At 39.4% G+C, this 21,396-nt stretch carries 20 protein-coding genes; 8 read left to right on the forward strand and 12 right to left on the reverse strand.

The annotated features are described in order from the left end of the window. Positions 1 to 33 precede the first annotated feature (33 nt). The 3 genes from recN to ruvX all read left to right on the forward strand — a co-directional run bounded on the left by recN (position 34) and on the right by ruvX (position 2,822). Entirely contained in the window at positions 34 to 1,701 is a 1,668-nt protein-coding gene (gene recN, locus F984_RS16710; protein ID WP_004710842.1) for a DNA repair protein RecN, read from the forward strand. 126 nt (positions 1,702 to 1,827) lie between these two features. Beyond that, positions 1,828 to 2,382: a YqgE/AlgH family protein gene (locus F984_RS16715; protein ID WP_001979301.1), complete on the forward strand. Its 555-nt coding sequence runs from the start codon at positions 1,828 to 1,830 to the stop codon at positions 2,380 to 2,382. Then, on the forward strand, positions 2,382 to 2,822 hold the full coding sequence (gene ruvX, locus F984_RS16720) for a Holliday junction resolvase RuvX (protein WP_000127528.1): 441 nt from the start codon (positions 2,382 to 2,384) through the stop codon (positions 2,820 to 2,822). The genes F984_RS16715 and ruvX overlap by 1 nt, the downstream gene beginning before the upstream one ends. Before the next feature lie 58 nt (positions 2,823 to 2,880). Here ruvX and F984_RS16725 read toward each other — a convergent pair whose 3' ends face one another. Genes F984_RS16725 through F984_RS16735 form a run of 3 tightly spaced genes read right to left on the reverse strand, consistent with a single transcriptional unit; the run spans position 2,881 to position 6,220 of the window. After that, positions 2,881 to 3,882: an HlyD family secretion protein gene (locus tag F984_RS16725; protein WP_002156989.1), complete on the reverse strand. Its 1,002-nt coding sequence runs from the start codon at positions 3,880 to 3,882 to the stop codon at positions 2,881 to 2,883. Positions 3,883 to 3,921: 39 nt separating this feature from the next. Continuing rightward, complete coding sequence (locus tag F984_RS16730; protein WP_002157017.1) at positions 3,922 to 4,128, reverse strand: DUF1656 domain-containing protein; 207 nt, start codon at positions 4,126 to 4,128, stop codon at positions 3,922 to 3,924. Continuing rightward, entirely contained in the window at positions 4,121 to 6,220 is a 2,100-nt protein-coding gene (locus tag F984_RS16735; protein ID WP_004710845.1) for an FUSC family protein, read from the reverse strand. The genes F984_RS16730 and F984_RS16735 overlap by 8 nt, the downstream gene beginning before the upstream one ends. 494 nt (positions 6,221 to 6,714) lie before the next feature. Between F984_RS16735 and F984_RS16740 the strand changes: the two genes are divergently transcribed. Then, positions 6,715 to 7,488, forward strand: coding sequence for an IclR family transcriptional regulator (locus F984_RS16740; RefSeq protein WP_002157015.1), 774 nt, complete (start codon positions 6,715 to 6,717; stop codon positions 7,486 to 7,488). A gap of 195 nt (positions 7,489 to 7,683) precedes the next feature. Here F984_RS16740 and F984_RS16745 read toward each other — a convergent pair whose 3' ends face one another. The 6 genes from F984_RS16745 to F984_RS16770 all read right to left on the reverse strand — a co-directional run bounded on the left by F984_RS16745 (position 7,684) and on the right by F984_RS16770 (position 13,357). Then, the gene (locus tag F984_RS16745; protein ID WP_002156920.1) at positions 7,684 to 8,295 is read right to left on the reverse strand and encodes an alpha-ketoglutarate-dependent dioxygenase AlkB family protein; all 612 of its coding nucleotides are present in this window, start codon (positions 8,293 to 8,295) and stop codon (positions 7,684 to 7,686) included. Next, entirely contained in the window at positions 8,292 to 9,146 is an 855-nt protein-coding gene (locus F984_RS16750; RefSeq protein WP_004710848.1) for a methylated-DNA--[protein]-cysteine S-methyltransferase, read from the reverse strand. The genes F984_RS16745 and F984_RS16750 overlap by 4 nt, the downstream gene beginning before the upstream one ends. 126 nt (positions 9,147 to 9,272) lie before the next feature. Then, complete coding sequence (pgsA, locus tag F984_RS16755; RefSeq protein WP_002156973.1) at positions 9,273 to 9,860, reverse strand: CDP-diacylglycerol--glycerol-3-phosphate 3-phosphatidyltransferase; 588 nt, start codon at positions 9,858 to 9,860, stop codon at positions 9,273 to 9,275. Positions 9,861 to 9,978: 118 nt separating this feature from the next. Next, entirely contained in the window at positions 9,979 to 10,773 is a 795-nt protein-coding gene (locus tag F984_RS16760) for a thioesterase family protein (protein ID WP_004710852.1), read from the reverse strand. A 120-nt stretch (positions 10,774 to 10,893) separates the two neighbouring features. Beyond that, a complete protein-coding gene (gene uvrC / locus F984_RS16765; protein ID WP_031944813.1) occupies positions 10,894 to 12,693 on the reverse strand; it encodes an excinuclease ABC subunit UvrC in 1,800 nt (599 codons plus the stop codon). A 133-nt stretch (positions 12,694 to 12,826) separates the two neighbouring features. Next, positions 12,827 to 13,357 (reverse strand): CHAP domain-containing protein, encoded by a 531-nt coding sequence (locus tag F984_RS16770; protein ID WP_004710856.1) that lies wholly within the window; start codon positions 13,355 to 13,357, stop codon positions 12,827 to 12,829. Between the two features lie 883 nt (positions 13,358 to 14,240). On the opposite strand from F984_RS16770, the gene F984_RS16775 reads away from it, so the two are divergent. After that, entirely contained in the window at positions 14,241 to 14,525 is a 285-nt protein-coding gene (locus F984_RS16775; RefSeq protein ID WP_004710859.1) for a hypothetical protein, read from the forward strand. A gap of 172 nt (positions 14,526 to 14,697) precedes the next feature. On the opposite strand, the gene lpxO is transcribed toward F984_RS16775, so the two are convergent. Continuing rightward, positions 14,698 to 15,612 (reverse strand): lipid A hydroxylase LpxO, encoded by a 915-nt coding sequence (lpxO, locus tag F984_RS16780; RefSeq protein WP_004699120.1) that lies wholly within the window; start codon positions 15,610 to 15,612, stop codon positions 14,698 to 14,700. Between the two features lie 573 nt (positions 15,613 to 16,185). On the opposite strand from lpxO, the gene fadB reads away from it, so the two are divergent. Together fadB and fadA are read left to right on the forward strand one after the other, a co-directional pair. Next, positions 16,186 to 18,339: a fatty acid oxidation complex subunit alpha FadB gene (fadB, locus tag F984_RS16785; protein ID WP_004710860.1), complete on the forward strand. Its 2,154-nt coding sequence runs from the start codon at positions 16,186 to 16,188 to the stop codon at positions 18,337 to 18,339. 12 nt (positions 18,340 to 18,351) lie between these two features. Beyond that, positions 18,352 to 19,524, forward strand: a complete 1,173-nt coding sequence (gene fadA / locus F984_RS16790) for an acetyl-CoA C-acyltransferase FadA (protein ID WP_002157046.1) — start codon at positions 18,352 to 18,354, stop codon at positions 19,522 to 19,524. A gap of 47 nt (positions 19,525 to 19,571) precedes the next feature. Here the strand turns inward: fadA and F984_RS16795 are convergent, their stop codons facing one another. Both F984_RS16795 and F984_RS16800 read right to left on the reverse strand, forming a co-directional pair. Next, positions 19,572 to 20,063: a hypothetical protein gene (locus F984_RS16795; RefSeq protein ID WP_002156995.1), complete on the reverse strand. Its 492-nt coding sequence runs from the start codon at positions 20,061 to 20,063 to the stop codon at positions 19,572 to 19,574. A 238-nt stretch (positions 20,064 to 20,301) separates the two neighbouring features. Then, a complete protein-coding gene (locus tag F984_RS16800) occupies positions 20,302 to 20,949 on the reverse strand; it encodes an RBBP9/YdeN family alpha/beta hydrolase (RefSeq protein ID WP_016804572.1) in 648 nt (215 codons plus the stop codon). A gap of 71 nt (positions 20,950 to 21,020) precedes the next feature. Between F984_RS16800 and F984_RS16805 the strand changes: the two genes are divergently transcribed. Then, a complete protein-coding gene (locus tag F984_RS16805; protein WP_004710868.1) occupies positions 21,021 to 21,389 on the forward strand; it encodes a MerR family transcriptional regulator in 369 nt (122 codons plus the stop codon). Positions 21,390 to 21,396 lie beyond the last annotated feature (7 nt).

Raw genomic sequence — 21,396 nt, forward strand, 5'->3', positions numbered from 1 at the left:
TTTAACCCATAATTTGGCGCGTTGGATGCGTTTATGCTCACACATTTAACTTTAATCAATTTTGCATTAGCTGATCATTTAGCTATTGATATAGAACAAGGATTTAATGTTCTAACAGGTGAGACAGGTGCCGGAAAATCATTATTACTGGATGCACTCTCTGCCTGCTTAGGGGAACGTACAGATACAAATTATGTCCGCTATGGTTCGGACAAAGCGGATGTAACCGCAGTTTTTACTTATCAGAACAATAGCCCTGAGGCAAAATGGTTACAGGACCATGAACTAGATGATGATTCTGGGGAAATTCATTTACGTCGGGTTATTTTCGCAACTGGTCGTAGTAAAGCATGGGTGAATGGCCGCCCAAGTAGCCTCTCTGAGCTTAAAGAATTGGGGCGCCTATTGGTTCAATTATATAGCCAGCACAGCCAGCAACAGCTTCTTGAACCACCTTATCCAAAGCATTGGTTAGACCGTTATAACAATTTTTATGCTGAAGCGAATGATGTCCGCGAAGCTTATAGCACATGGCAACGCACGATTCGTTTACACCAAGCAGCCTTAGATGCTCAAGCAACTCGTCTACAACGTATTGCGACCTTAGAGCTGCAAATCGAAGAACTTGAGGAAGTCATTCAGACCGATTACAAAGAAATCGAGCAAGAGTTTGACCGTCTCAGTCATCATGAACATATTATGCAAGATTGTAGCTATAGCTTGAATGCGCTTGATGAAGCTGAACAAAACATTACTCAAGAAATGTCATCGATCATTCGCCGACTAGAATCTCATGCTGGACGTAGTGAACAGCTTTCTGAAATTTATAATTCTTTACTTAATGCTCAAAGTGAAATTGATGATGCAACATCAAATTTACGTCAGTTTATTGACCGTCAGAGCTTTGACCCTGAACGGATGGAAGAACTCAACTCCAAGTTAGAAGTTTTCCATCGACTGGCACGTAAATACCGTACTCAGCCAGAGACGCTGAAAGAAGAGTACGAAACATGGCAAAATGAGCTTGAACAGTTGCATCAACTTGAAGACCCAGAGACTCTGGCAGAACAAGTAGAAAAGTCACATCAAGAGTTCTTAGAAAAAGCCCAGCATTTAGACAATATTCGTCGTGAAGCTGCTATCCCACTTGCCAAACAGTTAACCGAGCAGGTTAAGCCTTTGGCACTACCTGAAGCACACTTTGAGTTTAAATTTGAGCCATTAGAGCAACCAAGTGCAGAAGGCTTAAGCTTTATTCAACTTTTATTTACTGCCAACAAAGGCATACCACCACAACCATTGGCGCGTGTGGCATCGGGTGGTGAGCTTTCACGTATTGCACTCGTCATGCAAGTGATGAATGCTGAAAAGACCGAAGCAGAAGTTTTGGTATTTGACGAGATTGATGTCGGGATTAGTGGTGGTACGGCCGAAGTGGTTGGACGATTACTTGCCGATTTGGCTCAGCATGTCCAACTGCTATGTATTACTCACCAAGCGCAGGTCGCTGCACAATCTGATCAACATTTGTTAGTTAAAAAACAGCAAACAGATCCGGCAAGCAGCACCATCGTACAACTCGATGAAAATCAGATTATTTCTGAACTAGCACGTATGTCAGGTGGAGTTGAAATTAATGAAACGACCTTGCAGCATGCTAAACAATTACGCCAACTTAAATTTCAGGCTTCTTCAAATTAATAAAGAAAATGAGAGAAAAAGATTGGCGAAATCCGATTAACTCTTGTATGTTGATAAAAAGAACCTATATACATAAAAAGGGTCGAGAGACCCTATAGCGACATTTTTTGAGGGAGAACCGCTTAGGTGACCAAACAATACATGACTCACCGTTGTCTGATTGCCCCGCCAGAAATGGCAGATGACTTTTTTGCAAATACTGTAATTTATCTTGCCCGCCATGACGAAGAAGGTGCTCAAGGTATTATTATCAATCGCCCTGCTGGTATCCAAATTAAAGAACTACTCAATGATTTAGACATTGATGCAGACAATGTAAATCCGCATGAGGTTTTACAAGGTGGACCTTTACGCCCTGAAGCAGGTTTTGTCCTTCATACTGGTCAACCAACATGGCACTCCTCTATTGCTGTCGGTGAAAATGTCTGTATTACCACCAGTAAAGATATTCTCGATGCAATTGCACATAACGAAGGTGTTGGTCGCTACCAAATCGCCCTCGGTTATGCGAGTTGGGGTAAAAACCAGCTAGAAGATGAAATTGCTCGTGGTGACTGGCTCATTTGTGATGCCGACATGGATCTGATTTTTAACTTGCCGTACGATGACCGTTGGGATGCAGCCTATAAAAAAATTGGTGTAGATCGTACATGGCTGGCTTCTGAAATCGGACATGCTTAATGACTGCAACACAATCAAAATCAATTATGGCTTTTGACTTTGGTACTCAAAAAATGGGAATGGCGATCGGCCAATCTGCAATTGAAAGTGCTAATCCATTGCCATTATTTGTGATGAAAGATGGGATTCCCAACTGGGACCAACTTTTAAAAATTGTCAAAGAATGGCAACCTGATTTGTTTATTGTCGGTCTTCCATTAAATATGGATGATAGCGAATCAGAGCTTTCTACACGTGCACGTAAGTTTGCACGCCGTTTACGCCATCAAACCAATATTGAAACGTGGATGGTAGATGAACGACTCACCACCCGTGAAGCAAGAGAAGAACTTGGTTTTTATCAAGAACAAGGCCGTGCAAAGAAATTATCAGCAGATAGTTTTGCCGCAGCTTTGCTGATTCAAAGCTGGTATCGCAATCCAGTTGGTTTAACACCATAAAAAATAAAAAAGCATGTTTTACACATGCTTTTTTATTGGGTTTAAAAACTTCAATTTTTTATTTTTCAATAATATGTACTGTAGCAGTACGACCAGAAACAAAAGCCAGCTCGTTTTTTGGTGCTTCATCTAACACAATTTTTACAGGTACACGCTGTGCTAAACGAACCCAGCTAAATGTCGGGTTTACGTTTGCAAGCAATTTAGAACTACTTGAACGCTCACGATCTTCAATACCCGATGCAATACCTTGCACATGGCCTTTAATTTTCTGACTGTCACCCATTAATTGCACACTTGCTTGATCGCCAATATGAATGCGGTCTAATTTTGTTTCTTCAAAATATCCCACCACATAAAGTTGTTTACGATCTAGCAATGCTGCAACCGCTTGTCCAACTTGAACATAGTTACCAGGGCGCAAATCAAAGTTAGAGAGTGTTCCATCTGCCGGTGCAACAACAGCTGCACGGTGCATATTGAGTTCTGCTAAATGTAAGTTACTTGTTGCTGCTTCAACCAGTGCTTGTTGCTGTTTAATAGTAGCTTCAGCTTGTTGAATAGCTGCTTGGAGTTGCTCATGTTCCGCATGTGATTGATCGCGAGTTGCAAAGACCTGATCTTGTTCTTGTTTAGAAATCGCGCCATCCATTAAGTTTGAATAACGGTTTGCGTTTTTCTCGGCTAACTTAATGTTAGTGCTCGACTTAATCAAGTTTGCTTTGGCTTGGGCTAGACCTGCTTGTGCTTGAGCATAGGCCGCTTTTGCTTTTGCCAAATCAGATTTTGCTTGCTCTACATCTAAAGCTCGGCGAGAGACATCAATTTTAAAAAGCACCTGACCTTTTTTGACAGTCTGGTTATCTTGAACCAATACTTCCGTTACAAGTCCTGCTACATCTGAGGAGACTTGAATAACGTCACCACGAACTCGGCCATCACGTGTCCACGGCGCTGCATTATAGTAGTTCCATAAATGCACAATGGTATAGACCGCAATCATTAATGCGACAATCAAAATCACTGGACGGATGACTTTTTTCAACTCCAATTGATTCATTTTACTCACCTAACTCAATCTTTAATCTGGCAATCATCTTTAAGCACCTAACCCAACAAAAATTTGGTGTATCACCAAAAGTAGTAAAAGGTAAAAACACAAATTGAAAATGCTGGGTAGTGCAATCCAGCCTTGTGCAATCCATTTGTTAGTTAAAGGACTTAACAAGCGGAAACATATATATGCAAATAAGGCTTGGACGAGCAAAGCGGGCAGGTAAATACCGTAGACATTAAACTCACCCATGCGCTGTGGCTCCTGTAAGCGTACGATCTGCATTCATTTGGTTTGATGAAACATGACACATGCTATAAGCAATATTATTTAGCGAAATAAATAATCTTTGACGCAAAGTCATATCTTCAATATGTGAAGCAAGTTGTTTAAGTTCAAACAAGGTCTGATGAATGTGCTGTACCAATACATCACTTTCATCTTTTTCATTTTCTTTGGCTCTAAACAGCTCATCTAAATCTTGTTGCAAACGGCCAATGTGATGAGCTAGTTCTGAAGATGGCTGAAATTGATTTGCTAACTCTTGAAGTCGGCTTAAATCGACAATCGCACTTGATTCAACCAATGCTTGATGAATCGATTTTTTAATCTCTTCTGACTGAACCATTTTGGTATTTAAAACACCAACACGGTCTAACATCGCCCGCAAATGTACTTTGAATTCAATGCCATAAGGTATATAAATCGCTTGACGCATCGCGCGATAATGTAAAGCTAAAATACGGTTTGCACTGGTATCGGGTGACATGGCACGTACCACATCTATCACAATGAGAGACACCAATACGCCCATAACCATACCAAATGAGCTGTCTAGGTAAGACACTGCATCCATGCTGTAAGCATTGTGCAAGTTCAGACCCATCATGGTGTTAATACCCAGCACCATTCCCACTGGCATGAGTGCTTGATTCGCCATCATAGAAACCGCAAATAAGAACATCGGCAACAAAACGAGTCCAAGTTCCCAAAATGTAGTGACATGAGGAAAAACACCAAAAGCATAAATAAACACTAAAACAGCCGAAGCCACACTGCCCCATATAAAAATACGCAAGACAGGAACAGGGTTATCTAAGGCCGTTAAAATACAAGCAGTTACTGCACCAATCTGTGCCATCATAAATCCAGCTTTCCAGCCAGAGAGAATCCACACACCAGTCACAATAAATGTAATGAGTACCGCACTAATACCGCCTCTGACGGCTACGCCATGATCTCGGTGCAAACTTGGATATTTAGTCGTCATTGGGGTAATGTTATCTGGAATCTCTTTATTACCCTGCTTAATGCGTTGCCATAAAACTTTCACAGCTAGAACATTACTAATGAAATGGCGGACATCCATTTTCATGGCAGCCAATAGCACTTGTTGATGTTCAGAAGCCGAGTCATTTAAGTTCAAAAAATCATTTTCAAACTCGTCAGGTAACTGCAGAATATTTTCATCAGACATCTGATCTTTTTGTTCAAGAAAATGAATCACATGACCTGAAAGCTGCTTTAATTTGTCTGAATGACTTTCAATAAAATTGAGTTCTTGCAGTTGTTTAATTCGTTCAGATAAGGCAACCAAGTTCGCAACCACCATCGACATTTGATGGAGCATTTCTTGCAAAGGTTTGGTCATGCCATGCAACTCACCTTTTTCATAGCTCAAGTGAACTGCTAAAGCATGAATATCGGTGGTATCACGAGTAATAGCAGCCAAAAGCTGTGTATTGTTTTGCTGATGGTCTGCATTTAACAAATTAGCAAATAGGTTCTCTGTATCTTTGAGTGTCTTAGTTACACGCTGTTTGATTGCCGAACCAATATGCATCGGCAAAATAGTTGCGGACACAACCGCACTCGAAATCACCCCAATTGAAATCTCGAGTACACGCGCCAAAGCAATATCAAAAATATTGTACTGATCAATATATGTAATCGCGTTATATGCAATCATTGCAGTTGAATAACCCGCCAACATAAATGCATAACTGCGAGGTGTCCGGTCGAGTAAGGATACATAAAGCGCAAAGCCCACCCATAGTGACAACACAACCGTAAATATCCACGGCGTATTAATCAAGTGAGGTGTTATTGTTAATGCAACAATGGCACCACCCACCGTACCTAAAACACGATAGACACACTTAGACGACACCATACCCGAATAAGGGTTGGCGATAATCAGGACGGTACCGATCGACCACATTGGATTAATCAGGTCTAATTCAAACGAAACAAATAATGCCAACATGCCGGCAATAAATGTCTTTATTGCAAAAATTAGATCCAGCTTACTCGGGCGGAAAGCCAGTATTTGCTTTAATAACATGAACTCATCTCAAATACAGATTTGAACTGATGAGCATGCTCATCAGTGTCCATTTGCCTTTTAAAAAGACAACACGACTTTGTCATTTGCCTTATAGACAAATGAGTTAATGAGAGCATCCTTCAATACAATGATTTTTCCTACATCTCTGCATGATGTACCGAGATGATTTCAGTTTGGCCGCTATTTATACGACCAAGCTTAGGAAAGGAGAGACATCGAAAAAGTCGGCAGAGTAAACCAATTTCTCGATTAGATATTTTGCTGCACAATTTTTTCAAAATAAAGTGATTTAGTCAACTAAAATATCTTTATTTGATAATTTGATATGTTTTTAGTTAATCATATATGATGTGTGAATCAAGAGAACTTTTCTGATTCTGAGCGTAAAATATTTAAATCAGGTAGTTATCTTGGAATTGAGACAAAGCTTCAATTTTTCTGTTATAAGAACTCAAGTGTGACCCATTTATTAAGGATACGAATAAGACATCATGGCAATTTCAAGTTTTGGCAAAATTTTAACCGTACTGGATTTATTTTCCGTTTCACGACCAGTGATTAATGTCGATATTATTTGCGAAGAACTTGGCTTGTCTAAACCGACCAGCTATCGTTATCTGAAAGAACTCGTATCAGCCGACTTATTAAAACGTATTAATGGTACTTCTGGCGATTACACTTTAGGCTCAAAAATAGCAGTTCTTGACTATGTATCCAGAACAACCGATCCATTAGTTCAAATCAGTACGCCGTTTATGCGTAACATTGTTGAACGCACTGAACTTTGCTGTTTACTCACCTATTTAAATGATGACTACTGTATTGATATTCATCATGAGATTTTTAAAGATACAGAGCTACTTTCATATGGCCGAGGTTGCCCGCGTCCGATCTATGTTGGAGCATCACCAAAAACAATGGTGTCACATTTAAGTAAACAGCGCATGCATGACTATTATCAACGTTTTCAACATGAGTTATCACAGTCAGGTTTTGCTCTGGATGAACCTAGCTTTATTCAACGTATGCGTAAAATAAAAAAACAAGGCTTCTATTTCTCACAAGGTGAGATTGACCCGAATGTTTCAGGACTTGCTGTACCCGTTCGTTTTTCAAGTAAAGAAGTTCCATTAGCTTTAACACTAGTCGCATCAAAAAATCGCTTTGATTTTTTAAATATTGAAAAACTCATTGAAATTTTGCAAGAAAATGCTGCCTTAATAGAACAGCGCTTTATGGAACTTTCCGAAAAAGGCGAGATCTAAAATAATATTTTTGATAATTTAAAGTTTTCTTACACTTTGAAGCATTGAAAATATCCAAATATTCTCATATTATGATTTTAGCACCTATTGATGATTCTTTTCATCAGCAGCTCATCAATAGAAGGCTCTCCCTCAGAGGAATAAGCTCATGCTGCCATCATGGGCTTTTTTCTTGCCCAATTTTTAGTATAAAACTTATGAAAATTTGAACTGACGGAATGTCAGATTAATACGCGGTTGTAAAATCTTTGTAGAACGATTTAAACGGTGTTGCCAATATTGTTGAGTCTCACCACGCATCACAATAAGTTGACCCGGTTGTAACCACATCTCAACTTTTTCCTTGGTTTGAATATGTCTAAAAGAGAACTTCCGTGTTGCTCCAAAACTTAAAGAAGCAATTGTAGTAGTTCTAGCTAAAGACACATCCGAATCACTATGCCAAGCCATACCTTGTGTTCCGTCTTCATAAAGATTTGCCAAGCAAGAGTTAAATTTTTCTGAAAGAATCTGCTCGACTTGCTGCTTTAGCTTGGCAAGTGCTCTGTCCCACGGCAAAGAATCACGGAAAACACCAGAATATTTATATCGATAATGCTCATCTCCATACCAAGCAACCTTGCGGGGTGTAATAAAGTGCTTGCCATATAGCTTCGCTTCATCATGTCGCCATGCCAAATGGTGGTACAAATAATGAAAATATTGTTCGGCTTCTTCCGTACTTAAAATACATCCATAATCCTGAACCTCACCTTCATAAGGCAATAAGTTTGAACAAGGCTCCGGAGAAAATAAATCTAGTGTCATGCAATCTCCCCTTGCTGCTTAGCCATTTCCCAAGCTAACAATGCCAGTTTACGCCCTTTTTGCCAATGGTACTCACCGACCATTCCTGTTGCACGAATGACTCGATGACACGGAATTAAATACGCAATCGGATTTTGGCCAATTGCCGTAGCGACTGCTCTGACTGCTTTAGGTTTTCCAATTTGATCAGCAATATCTTGGTAAGTACGTAGCTGTCCTTCGGGAATAGTAAGTAATGCTTCCCACACTTGAAGCTGAAATGGTGTTCCTGCAAGATTAAGCGGTAATTTCTGCTGTAAGTGTTCTGAAAAATCTTGTCTAAACCACTGTGCAATTTGCTGATGCCAAATCGGAGAGTGATTTCTTAGTTGAGCTTTCGGAAAGTATTGTTTAATGATGTCTTGAATATTTTCACGACTATCAACAAAGCGAACAGAACAAATCCCTTTCTCACTACTTACTACTAATAAATCACCAAATGGGCTTGTTTCAACTGAATAATTCAGTTCAACCCCATCACCTTGCTGCTTGTATTCACCTGGGGTCATCCCCTCAAGCTGAATAAACAAATCATGTAAACGACCCGTACCCGATAGTCCAGTATTTAAAGCAGTATCTAATAAGCTACGTTGCTGTATTAAATAATACTTTGCCTGCTGCAAGCTCATATATTGCACAAACTTTTTAGGGCTAATGCCTACCCATTCCTGAAACTGCCGCTGGATATAACTTGGACTTAAATCCATATATTTAGCGACATCTTCTAAGCTTGGTTGCTGGTCTAGATGTTCATATAAATATTCAATAATTGTGGCAATCACAGCAAATTGCCGAGAAGAAAGCATTTGCATCTGTCACCTCCTTAGCACTTAATCTTACTTTAAAGTAGCCAAAGTCTTATGACGACCCGATTCTTGCACTCTTCAAAAATAAAAAAAGCCTTTCGTTATAGAAAGGCTTAATCATTCAACCTGACATTAGGGTTGTTTTAGATATGGCCACGCTGCTTTTAAATAAATAAACATTGACCATAAAGTGAGAATCACAGCGGTATATAACAAAGCATAAGCCAGCATTTCTAAAGGCTGCCAATTCAGTAGAAATACACTAATCGCAATCATTTGAAATGCGGTCTTATATTTACCTACAGTTGACACTGCTACACTGGTTCGTGCACCGAGCTCTGCCATCCACTCACGTAAAGCAGACACGGTAATTTCCCGTGAAATAATAACAATTGCAGCAAAAGCCATCGCAATTGTCGGTTTCCACTGCACTAAAACAATAAGTGCAGCTGCCACCATAAGTTTGTCTGCAACTGGGTCTAAGAATCGGCCAAATGCTGAAGTCTGGTTCAAAGTTCGTGCTAAGTAGCCATCAAACCAGTCAGTTACGGCAGCCAGCACAAAAATAGCCGTCAAGATAATATGACGCGTCATACTTCCTACGTGCTCACCAATACCTATTGCAGGCGGCCAATATGCAATCACCAAAAATACAGGAATAAGCGCGATACGCGCCAAAGTTAGGATATTTGGGATATTCAGGATTCGCCCTGTGGTCATAAACACCGCCAATTTAGTCTTCACGCATCTTTTAACAGACAACGACACATACTTCAATATTGTATCTATCTGTAACAGCCACTTTATACGAAATATGTGAATCGAGAAAGTAGATTACTTAGGTAAATACCGTAACAGTTTGCCGCAAGATTGCAATTAAATGATCATTTTGATCCCAAAGATATGCATATTCTGTGGAATAACCCTCAGCCGCATATTCAGTCGTGACTTTATATTTAAACCAGTCGCACAACTGATGCTGAACTGGATGAACATAAGTAATGTGCCATGTTAAAGAGCTTGCTGGCGCAACTTGCTTAAACATTGGCAATACACCCGGCGGCCAAATATCCATAAGCACAATCAAATCAGGTAATGTCATTTGACGATTTTCATGTTGTTCTGGTGAGAACCTTGACCAACCACCAAAGTCAGGATGCCCACTTGCCGTTACCGGATAATTACCCTCAGCCCAACAGACTTCAAAATGCTGAAAGCATTCCGGCATATGTTTCGCAAAAGGAATGACGGTTAAATTTTCTGGTTGTACATAAGCAGGTGCTATGGGTTCTTGTTTTACCTCAATACTCGACACACGAGACACGCCAAAACTTGCAACCAAAATCGTTTGTACTGCATTATCTTGCCATAACCGCGCTTCAAGCGTAGTGACTGACTTTCCTTCTCTTAAAACTTCAATAGTCAATCGGGCAGCGCCTTGTTGTACAGGGCCTACAAAAGTAACACTACAACTTAATAACCTTTTATTTGAATCTTGAATATAGGAACATGCCTTTTGCATTAATAATCCAGCAACAAGGCCACCAAAAACGGTGCGGCCCTGTAACCATCCTGCGGGTATATCAATCCATTCATTTTGTTTTACATCTTCCCATAGTTGTAATAACGACATTCCTATCCCTAAATCATGCGCGTGATAAGGAAATATCTTTCATTATTTTGAATGGTATGTGAATGATCATTCAGCTATTAATTTACGAGCGCTTTTGTCACTCACATAAATAAGACATGACTACTCATGCAAAATTTTATAAATCGTTCTTGCCATCACTTCACCCAAGCCCGGCACGACTGTCAGTTCTTTTTCAGATGCTTTTAACACACCTTGAATTCCACCAAAATGTGTTAATAAATCTCGACGGCGTTTAGGTCCTAGGCCCGGAATTGCTTCTAAAACTGAAGTACTACGGCGTTTATCGCGTTTAGCGCGGTGTTTAGTAATGGCAAAACGGTGAGCTTCATCACGTACCTGTTGAATCAAATGTAGTGCCTTGTTATCTTCAGGTAACTGGATTTTTGTGCCATCAGTAAAATGAAGCGTTTCAAGGCCCGGTTTACGTCCCTCACCTTTTGAAACACCAATCATGAAAGCATCAAGTCCAAGATCTTGCATAACTTCCATGGCCATATGGAGCTGGCCTTTACCACCATCAATTAAAAGTAAATCCGGCAACATTGCCTTTTTATAACGACGTGTTAAAGCTTGTCGCATCGCAGCGTAATCATCGCCTGCGGTAATATCTTGAATGGCAAATTGTCGATAATCCCGTTTACGTGCACCGCCTTGGTCAAACACCACACACGATGCAATCGGTGCTTCACCCATGGTATGGCTAATATCAAAACACTCAATACGATCGATCGGACGGCCAACTACCTGCTCAAGCTGGTGGAAACGCTCATTAAGTTCTAAATGATTACTCAACTGTCCTTTAATCGCATGCTGAACATTCATTTCGGCAAGTTCTAACCATTCAGCACGTGTTTCTCGTACATTACTCTTAATTTGAACTTTCTTTCCAAACTGCTGTGCTAAGGCTTCTTCCAATTCTTTACGGTCAGGTAAAGCAGTATTTACAATCAGTTCGCTTGGGACTTCATCGGCAACCTGAAAGTAAAAGTTTGCCATAAAGTCACTTAGCATTTGCCCGAGGTCATCCCCTAACATATCAGGGAAATAACTTTTGCCGCCTAACATACGACCATTACGCACATGCATAATCTGCACACATGTCACACCAGCCTGATAGGCAATGGCTAAAATATCCGCCTCACCTTTCACTTTGAAAACAGCTTGCTGTGCTTGTACTTCGCGAAGTAAAGACAAACGATCTCGATAAAAAACAGCTTTTTCAAATTCAAGATCTGCCGCTGCCTGCTCCATTTTCGCAATCAGTTCTTGGTTTAATTCTTTGGTATCACCTTGTAAGAAGCGAATACTGTTATTGACGTCTTCTTTGTAATCTTCTGGTGAGACTAAGCCTACACATGGGGCCGAGCAACGTTTGATTTGATATTGCAAACATGGACGCTTGCGCTGTGAGAAGTAAGTATTTTCACATTGGCGCACATTAAAAAGTTTTTGTAAAACCAGTAAGGTATCTCGAGCACTATAAGCGCTTGGATACGGGCCAAAGAACTTCCCGATTTGGTGCTTACCTTTGCCACGTCCACTGGCAATTCGCGGATAAGGTTTATCTGCCGATACAAAGATATAGACGTATGACTTATCGTCACGCAGCATAATGTTATAAGGCGGACGATGTTGCTTAATTAAGTTTTGTTCTAAAAGCAGCGCTTCAGTTTCTGAACGCGTAACGAGCGTTTCAATATCATAAATTCGTGCAACTAAAGCCTGAGTTTTCGGATGCTCAATAGTTTTAACAAAATAACTCGATACCCGATTTTTTAGGTTTTTAGCTTTACCCACATATAACAACTCTCCCTCTTTCCCTAGCATCTTATAAACGCCTGGAAGTTGGGTCAGGTTAGCTAAAATTTTTTCAATATGGGGACGAGCGTTTTGATTCACTATTGGCATACATGGCTTAATATTGAATACCTAATGTGATGTTTTCACCCTTACTTTTCAAGTGCTTTACTGTGGCAGAACCTAAATTTGAAAACACATCATGAATTAGCCCGACAATATGTGTCGTACTACCTTAAGAATCGAGGCGATAGTAACTATATTTCACGTCTTTTTCTTTATATACCGCATAGGTTTTTTGACGAAAATCTGAGAACCAACCATTACCCGTATAGCCAGCAATGTGTCCGTAGGTATGACCACTGGTGCGTTCAATAATATAGATATCCCCTTCTTGAGGGCGATTAAATGCCGGCTTGATTTTCTTATATCCGTTCTTTTCTAAGGTATGTCCCCAGTCAGATGCAGCTACTGGATGCTTGGAAACATCTGCACCTGCTGCTTGTAGAGCAATACGGATATTCTTGGCACATTTCTCTTTGCTGTGCTTTGCTGACATGCTTTCAAGTTTGCTTGAGAACTTATGTAGATCAATGTTTTGATCTTCTACTTTATGTCTTTTAGAAGTTGTTCGGCCATGCTTTTTAGTCTCAGCAGAAGCTTTGTGTAACATCGCTTTCGTTTTTAAGTCACCCTGAGAACTTTCTTCTTTTCTCAATTTAATATGGTGAACATGTGCATGAGCTACGTGATGAGCATGAGCCATTTTGAAACCTACTTCCGCTAATCAGTCTTCGAAAAAACGGAGCAATTGTAGAATCAAAATTATGCGTTGGCTTTTAATAGTTGTAACAAATTGCCAGCACTGTGAAATGAGTCACAAAATGAATTTATCGTTTTTATTTTATAAAAAAATACCTTTTCTGGCCCTTTAATCTTTCTATAAATATTGAGGAAAAGATATCCTCTTATAAAAGCAAAATACTTAGCTACAACCAATCAATCAAATTCATTTCAACCGACCAAACACTTATATAAAACTTCAGATTAATTAGAAATTTTAAATATTATAAATATTTCCCTAAATAATATTTAAAATAAAAAAATTTAATAAAAATAAATCACATTTATTTTAAATAAAAATCCTTTTTAATAATTGACGCTTTTCATTTTAACTATTATTATTTCGTTGCTGGCCTACATTGCCAGTCGGTTTTAGCAGACCGTAATCTATGGCGGGTTATAGTACAATCTATAAGTCGTTAGACCCTTGCGTCCCCTTTTCTTTGCGGTAGGACGGGAGGGGGACGCCCTGTGCGTGCTGGTCCCATAGATTCCAGTCTGCTAACCCCCTTTCGTTCTACCACCCTAATTAATTCGCGGTAATCTGGTGGTAGGACTCCATTTTTTAAGGAGTTGGCCATGCCATTATTCAAACTTGTTTTCTCTCTAATTTAATTATTTTATTTATTTAAAATTTGGTTTTATGCCTTATTTTTATATCTATAAATTATTTTTATTTTAAAAATTTTAATCATTTTATTTTCCTGTTTTTTAGGAGGATTAATTATTAACTAAAATTTATTTTAACCATTTAAACCCATTATATTTTTATTCTACTCATAGATATAAATCATTATGAGAATAATATGAAAACTTATAAATCTATTTTAGCTTTTAGTTTAGTTCTAGGTAGCTTGGGTATTTCGGGTTGCAATTTACACACTCAGCAGGAGTTTGAAAAAATTTGCTTGTCAGGTGGGCATAGCGAGGCCAGTTGTGACTGTATTTACCAGCAACTTGAAAAAGCTTATTCCCCGAAAATGATGCAACGCCTTAAACATGTCAGTTTGCAAAGTCCTGTTCTCCCACGGGACTTTGCCCCTACTTTTTTAAGCACCATGCAGCGGTGTGACAAAAGTAGTCTGGGCTAAGCGTTGGCTCAGCTCTTTATCTCTGTGTCACAATGGTTGATTACTTTAAATCAGCGCAAAAAATTAAAGTATGTTGTGGCACAGAGTCCTCTCAGAAACTTTCCACAAAAAAACCACACTCGAAGGTGTGGCTTAGTTCAATCACGCAGAATTTTTATTTCGGGCGCTTTAATTAAAATACATATGGTCGAACAAAAATCAGGAAGAAAATTCCAAGCATGAGGAACCACTTCAAGAAGTAATACAACTTACGGTTTTTAGCTTTTAATGCTTTAGCTTTAATACGAATTTGGTAAACATAACCAAAGGCTTTATTTAAACCACCCGTTTGGTCACCTGTTTCATTCGGTGAACTTGCCGCAGTCATCACGTTACGGCCAAACCAATGGTTGAAACGTTCCATCCATTTCACTTTCATCGGACGTTCAACGTCTGCAAAGAAAATAATACGGTTTTGATCAGTCTTATTTTCAGCATAGTGAATATAAGTTTCATCAAATACAACACTTTGACCATCACGCCAAGAGTATCTTTCACCATCTACATCAATAAAACAACGGTCATCATTTGGTGTAATTAAACCCAAGTGATAACGAAGTGAACCTGCGTACGGGTCACGGTGTCTAACCAAACGGCTATCAGGAGCAAGTTCTGTAAACATTGCCGCTTTAATGGTTGGTAATGTTTTGAGTAAAGCCGTTGTTTTCGGGCAAAGCTCAGCAGCTGAAGGATGGCTTGATTCATACCACTTGAGGTAAAAACGTTTCCATCCTGTTTTAAAGAACGAGTTAAACCCTAAGTCATTGTAGGTACTCGATGCTTTAATCCCACCTTGGTCATATAAAGCTTTCGCTTCGTCTCGAATCATTTCCCAATTTTCATCTAACACTTTTAAATCTTTGAAGTGTTGAGTATCGATATAGGGCTGATTCGGTACCTTTGAAAAGATGTACATTAAAAAGTTAATCGGTGCGAGCAAGGTTGAATGGTCAAAAAATTGACGATAAAACGAGTGACGCACTTTGCCGCGATGTTGGATATACAATGCAGATATTACAAAAATCGCTAATACGATCCACTTAATCATATTGCTACTCTTTCAAAAGTTTAGGGCAACATTACCTTAATTTTCGAAGGTAATAGTAGCCAGAAGAATATTTAATTGGCGCAAATTTTAGCAAAATTGACTTATAAAAAGCGAATGTAAAAAATTAAACAGCATATTTCGGAACATTAAGTACTTTAATATAAAAAATAGTACGTAAATTTTTGTGGTTCTAATTCATTAGAAAATTGTGACTTTATAGTCGGTTTTTTCAGTCCTTACACCAGAACAATTGACCTTTTTGACACGAAGTGAAAGGAATAAAATTCACATTTTTTATATAAAGAATTAAAGATTTATACTTTTTATAATTAAAAACTTAAATTAAAACAAAAACCTCTAACCAATAGCTATCTCTATGATTTTCTTTATGCATTTAAGTGGTATGAATTCAACAAAAAATAAGATGACCCTTGCGTCACGGCTTGATACAACTTGTCGGGTTCTTTTTAGATATAGTTATCGTAAGATTAGCGAAGCATAAATGTGTACCGGAGCTGTACACACGCTTCATAACATCAACTTAGAAATCCTCCAAAACTAAGGAGATCAGGCATGATCCACGCTGGCAATGCCATTACCGTCCAAATGCTTGCGGACGGAATTGCAGAATTCCGCTTTGACTTACAAGGTGAGTCGGTCAATAAATTTAACCGTGCAACAATTGAAGATTTCAAAGCTGCTATCGCGGCTGTAAAAGCTAATAACGATATTAAAGGCTTAGTCGTAACTTCTGGTAAATCTACATTTATTGTAGGTGCAGATATTACCGAGTTTGGTGAAAACTTCGCACAAGGCGAAAAAGCGATTGTTGACTGGCTTATGCCTGTTCACGAAATCTTCAATAGCTTTGAAGATTTAGACCTTCCAAAAGTTGCTGCTATTAATGGTATGGCTTTGGGCGGTGGTTTTGAAATGTGTTTAGTTTGTGACTATCGCGTGATGTCAGAAGCTGCACAAGTCGGTTTACCAGAAATCAAACTCGGTATTTACCCTGGTTTCGGTGGTAGTGTTCGTTTAAGCCGTCTTATTGGTATTGATAATGCAGTTGAATGGATGGCAATGGCTACTCCAAAGAAACCGGCTGCTGCACTTAAAGATGGCGCTGTAGATGCTGTGGTTGCTGCTGACAAATTACTTGATGCTGCAACTGACTTGGTTAAACAAGCAATTTCTGGTCGTTTAAACTGGAAAGCAAAACGCCAAGAAAAACTTGAAGCTGTAAAATTGAATCCGCTTGAACAAATGATGGCGTTCAACACAGCAAAAGGTGCAGTACTTGCTAAAGCAAATCCTGCTCAATACCCTGCTCCAAAACTATTACTTGATTCATTACAAGCTGGTGCAAGCCTTGCACGTGATGAAGCATTAAAAGCTGAAGCTGAAGGCTTTGCTAAAGCAGCAATTACTCCACAAGCTGGCGCATTGATTGGTCTATTCATCAATGACCAAGTTGTGAAAAAGGCATCTAAACAACATGAAAAAGGTGCTCACCCTGTAAACCAAGCGGCTGTTCTAGGTGCAGGTATTATGGGTGGTGGTATTGCTTACCAAGCAGCAAGCAAAGGCACTCCAATTATCATGAAAGATATTGGTAACCCACAACTTGCACTAGGTATGTCAGAAGCTAACAACTTGTTAACTAAGCAAGTTGAACGCAAGAAAATGAAGCCTGCACAAATGGGTGAAACGCTTGCTCGCATCCGTCCTACTTTAAGCTACGAAGAGTTTAAAGAAGTCGACATCGTGATCGAAGCGGTAACTGAAAATCCAAAAGTTAAAGAAATCGTACTTGCAGAAACTGAGAAAAATGTTCGTGAAAACACGATCATTGCTTCTAATACTTCTACAATTTCAATTACACGTTTGGCAAAAGCATTACAACGTCCTGAAAACTTCGTTGGTATGCACTTCTTCAACCCAGTTCACATGATGCCGCTTGTAGAAGTTATTCGTGGTGAAAAGACTTCTGAAGAAGCAATTGCAACGACAGTCGTTCTTGCTCAAAAAATGGGTAAAACACCAATCGTTGTAAACGACTGCCCAGGGTTCTTGGTTAACCGTGTATTGTTCCCTTACTTCGGTGCATTTGACCTTCTTGTAAAAGACGGCGCAGATTTCCAACAAATCGACAATGTAATGTCTAAGTTTGGTTGGCCAATGGGCCCTGCTTACCTGATCGATGTTGTAGGTATTGATACAGGTGTGCATGGTGCAGAAGTAATGGCTGAAGGTTTCCCTGACCGTATGAAGCCAGACTACAAAGGCGCAATCCAAGCAATGTATGAAGCGAAGCGTCTTGGTCAAAAGAATGACGTAGGTTTCTACAAATACGAACTCGACAAGAAAGGTAAGAAAGCAAAAACTGTTGATCCAACAGCGTATGAAGTGATTGCTCCGTTCGTAACTGGCGAAAAACGCGAATTTGATAACCAAGAAATCATTGACCGTATGATGCTTGCTTTCTGTAACGAAACAGTTCGTTGCTTGGAAGACAAGATTGTAGCAACTGCATCTGAAGCAGACATGGCAATGATTATGGGTGTAGGTTTCCCTCCATTCCGTGGTGGTCCATGCCGTTACATCGACCAAACAGGTGTTGCTGAATACGTTGCACTTTGCGATAAATATGCACACTTAGGTAAGGCTTATGAAGCGCCGCAAATGTTGCGCGACATGGCTGCTAACAATAAAAAATTCTACGGTTAAGGAGCGACGTGAATGGCTACTTTAAATCCACGTGACGTTGTGATTGTTGATGGCGTTCGTTCTGCCATGGGCAAATCTAAAAACGGTATGTTCCGTAATGTACGTGCCGACAGTTTATCTGCTGAACTTGTACGTGCGCTCGTTGCCCGTAACCAGTTTGATGTAAACGAAGTTGAAGACCTGATCTGGGGCTGTGTAAACCAGACTCTAGAACAAGGTATGAACATTGGCCGTAACATCGGTTTATTGGCTGACTTGCCTAAAACTGTTGCTGGTCAAACAGTGAACCGTCTTTGTGGTTCATCTATGCAGGCAATCCACACTGCCGCAGCACAAATTGCGACTAACCAAGGTGACATCTTCATTATTGGTGGTGTAGAGCACATGGGCCATGTAGGTATGATGCACGGCATCGACCTTAACCCAGAAGCATCTAAACACTATGCAAAAGCATCTAACATGATGGGCTTAACTGCTGAAATGTTAGGTCGTATGAACGGCATTACTCGTGAAGAACAAGATGCGTTCGGTGTTGAATCTCACCGCCGTGCTTGGGCTGCAACTCAGGAAGGTCGTTTCAAAAATGAAATCGTTGGTGTTGAAGGCCACGATGCAAATGGTTTCAAAATCCTTTGCGACATCGACGAAGTGATTCGTCCAGATGCAAACCTTGAAGCATTCAAAGCATTAAAACCTGTATTTGACCCTAAAGGTGGTTCAGTAACAGCAGCAACTTCTTCTGCTCTTTCTGACGGTGCTTCTGCAATGTTGCTTATGTCTGCTGAACGTGCACAAGCATTAGGTTTAAAACCACGTGCTGTAATTCGCTCTATGGCAGTAGCAGGCTGTGACGCAGCAATCATGGGTTACGGCCCAGTTCCAGCGACTCAAAAAGCGCTTAAGCGTGCTGGCTTATCAATTGCTGATATTCAGACTGTTGAGTTAAATGAAGCATTTGCTGCACAAGGCTTGTCTGTTCTTAAGGGCTTAGGTCTGTATGACAAACAAGACATCGTGAACTTAAATGGTGGTGCAATCGCACTTGGTCACCCACTAGGCTGTTCTGGTGCACGTATTACAACTACGTTGTTGAACGTGATGGAACAACAAGATACTCAAATCGGTCTTGCGACTATGTGTATCGGCCTTGGTCAAGGTATTGCAACCATTATCGAACGTGTTTAATTAACACCAAGATAAAAAAATCCCCGCTCAATGCGGGGATTTTTATTTTATCGGCCTTTTAAACCATCTTGGATTTGTTGCTGTAATTTCAAAATATCATCTAAATTTACTTTCATCGTACCTTCACGATAAGCATCGACATTACTTCGGTTAATGTTCAACGGTTTTAACATTTCAAAAAGACCATTGGTTGGGTCAGAAGACTGAATCCCGCCCGCTACCGCTAGAATATATTCTCGTAAAAATGGAGAAAGTTGTGAGAGATCAGGCTGCGCCATAACGGGCTGATAATCTATGGTCGTCATCCCTTCTGGGACTAAAGCATTCTGTATATCGTTATGTATTTTATATTCATGGTGTTGTAGTGCTTGGCGTACCTTCTTATCTTCTTGAAACGGCACAAAGCCCACCTCATCACGTAGCTCAGATTCAGCCATAACGCGAATAGTGGGTAAAGTCGTTACTTCTTCTGCCTGAACAGTTGGTAAACCCATAAAAGCAAATGCAGCGATTAAAGCTGATTGTTTTAGAAAGTTCATAACTAGCTCCAAAAAATCAGTCACCCTATTTCAATCAAAAGATGAAGATTCAAATAAAGGTCTCTATAAATAGGCTACAACAAACTGCTTTTTGATTCAGTAAGGCTCAGATAAACGGTAAATATAATTAAAATTTTTAATGTAATAGTAAGGGACTTTCTTAATAAAAAGCTGAATAGAAAAACCACCCTATAAATGAGTTATAACCATTTATAGGGTGAGATTTATCTTATAGATTTTATTTATTCTCTAACATTTCTTTTAAAGAGTCGACCAATTGAGGAAATGCCGTATAACCTTCCCGACCTAAAAAGTGCCCGCCATTAGGAACAGTAATGTACGGCGCATCAATATCCTTAGCCAATTGAATCGTTAAGTGTGGTGGAACCAAATCATCATTATCAGATAAATACACCAACTTTTTCTTTATGCTCTTAAAATAATTGGTGTCGACTTTGCTCTTTGTTATATAAGCTGTGAGAGGGGAAGAATCTGCAATTGGTCCAGAGAATCCGGATACTAAAATCATTCCTCCAATATTTTTATAATCATGTCTTTGCAAAAAGTGCAGTAAGGTAATGACACCCAAACTATGTGCCACAAAATAAGTATTTTCATTAACCTCTGGTATCTGTTCATCTAAAACCTTCTGCCAAGCATCTACATTGGGATGCTCAGAATCTGGAAATGGTATTAAAGTAACAGAGGTATTTTCGTCTTCTATTTGATGTTTTAGATCCAAGAACCAGTGATCATGTATAGAAGCCGAATAACCGTGAAGTACAAATATTTGACGCATGTTCTTCTCCTGATGTTCCAGTGTTTTGGTATTTGCAGCAAATGACATTAATCCAAATAACACCAATAAAATGAGTTTTCTGATCATTGAACAAGTACCATTTTGAAAGATAAAAACATGCTAAACTATGACACCACTGTTAAGGTCAAGCCTATTTTATGAACCTAGCTAAAGTCGCTGAGCTTACAAAAGTTAGTCCGCGTATGCTGCGTTATTATGAAAGTTTAGGGCTAATACAACCGCATCGAGCAAGTAATAACTATCGAAGTTATACGCAAAAAGATATTGAAAATATTAAGAAAATTAAAATATTAAATGATGCTGGTATGACGCTAAAAGATATCCAAGTGTTATTACCATGTTTTGATTTAGATGAAAGGGTATTTACGCTTTGCCCTATTGTTCAAGAAAAGCTACAAACAGAGCTGATGCATGTATCGGAGCAGTTAAACAAACTACAAACTTCTCAAAGTTTATTACAATCTTTCTTGATAAAAGGCAAAGCTGAGAACACCAATACATCATGATTGATGC

Origin of the sequence: Acinetobacter nosocomialis NIPH 2119 (assembly GCF_000368085.1) — a bacterium.
Taxonomy (GTDB): domain Bacteria; phylum Pseudomonadota; class Gammaproteobacteria; order Pseudomonadales; family Moraxellaceae; genus Acinetobacter; species Acinetobacter nosocomialis.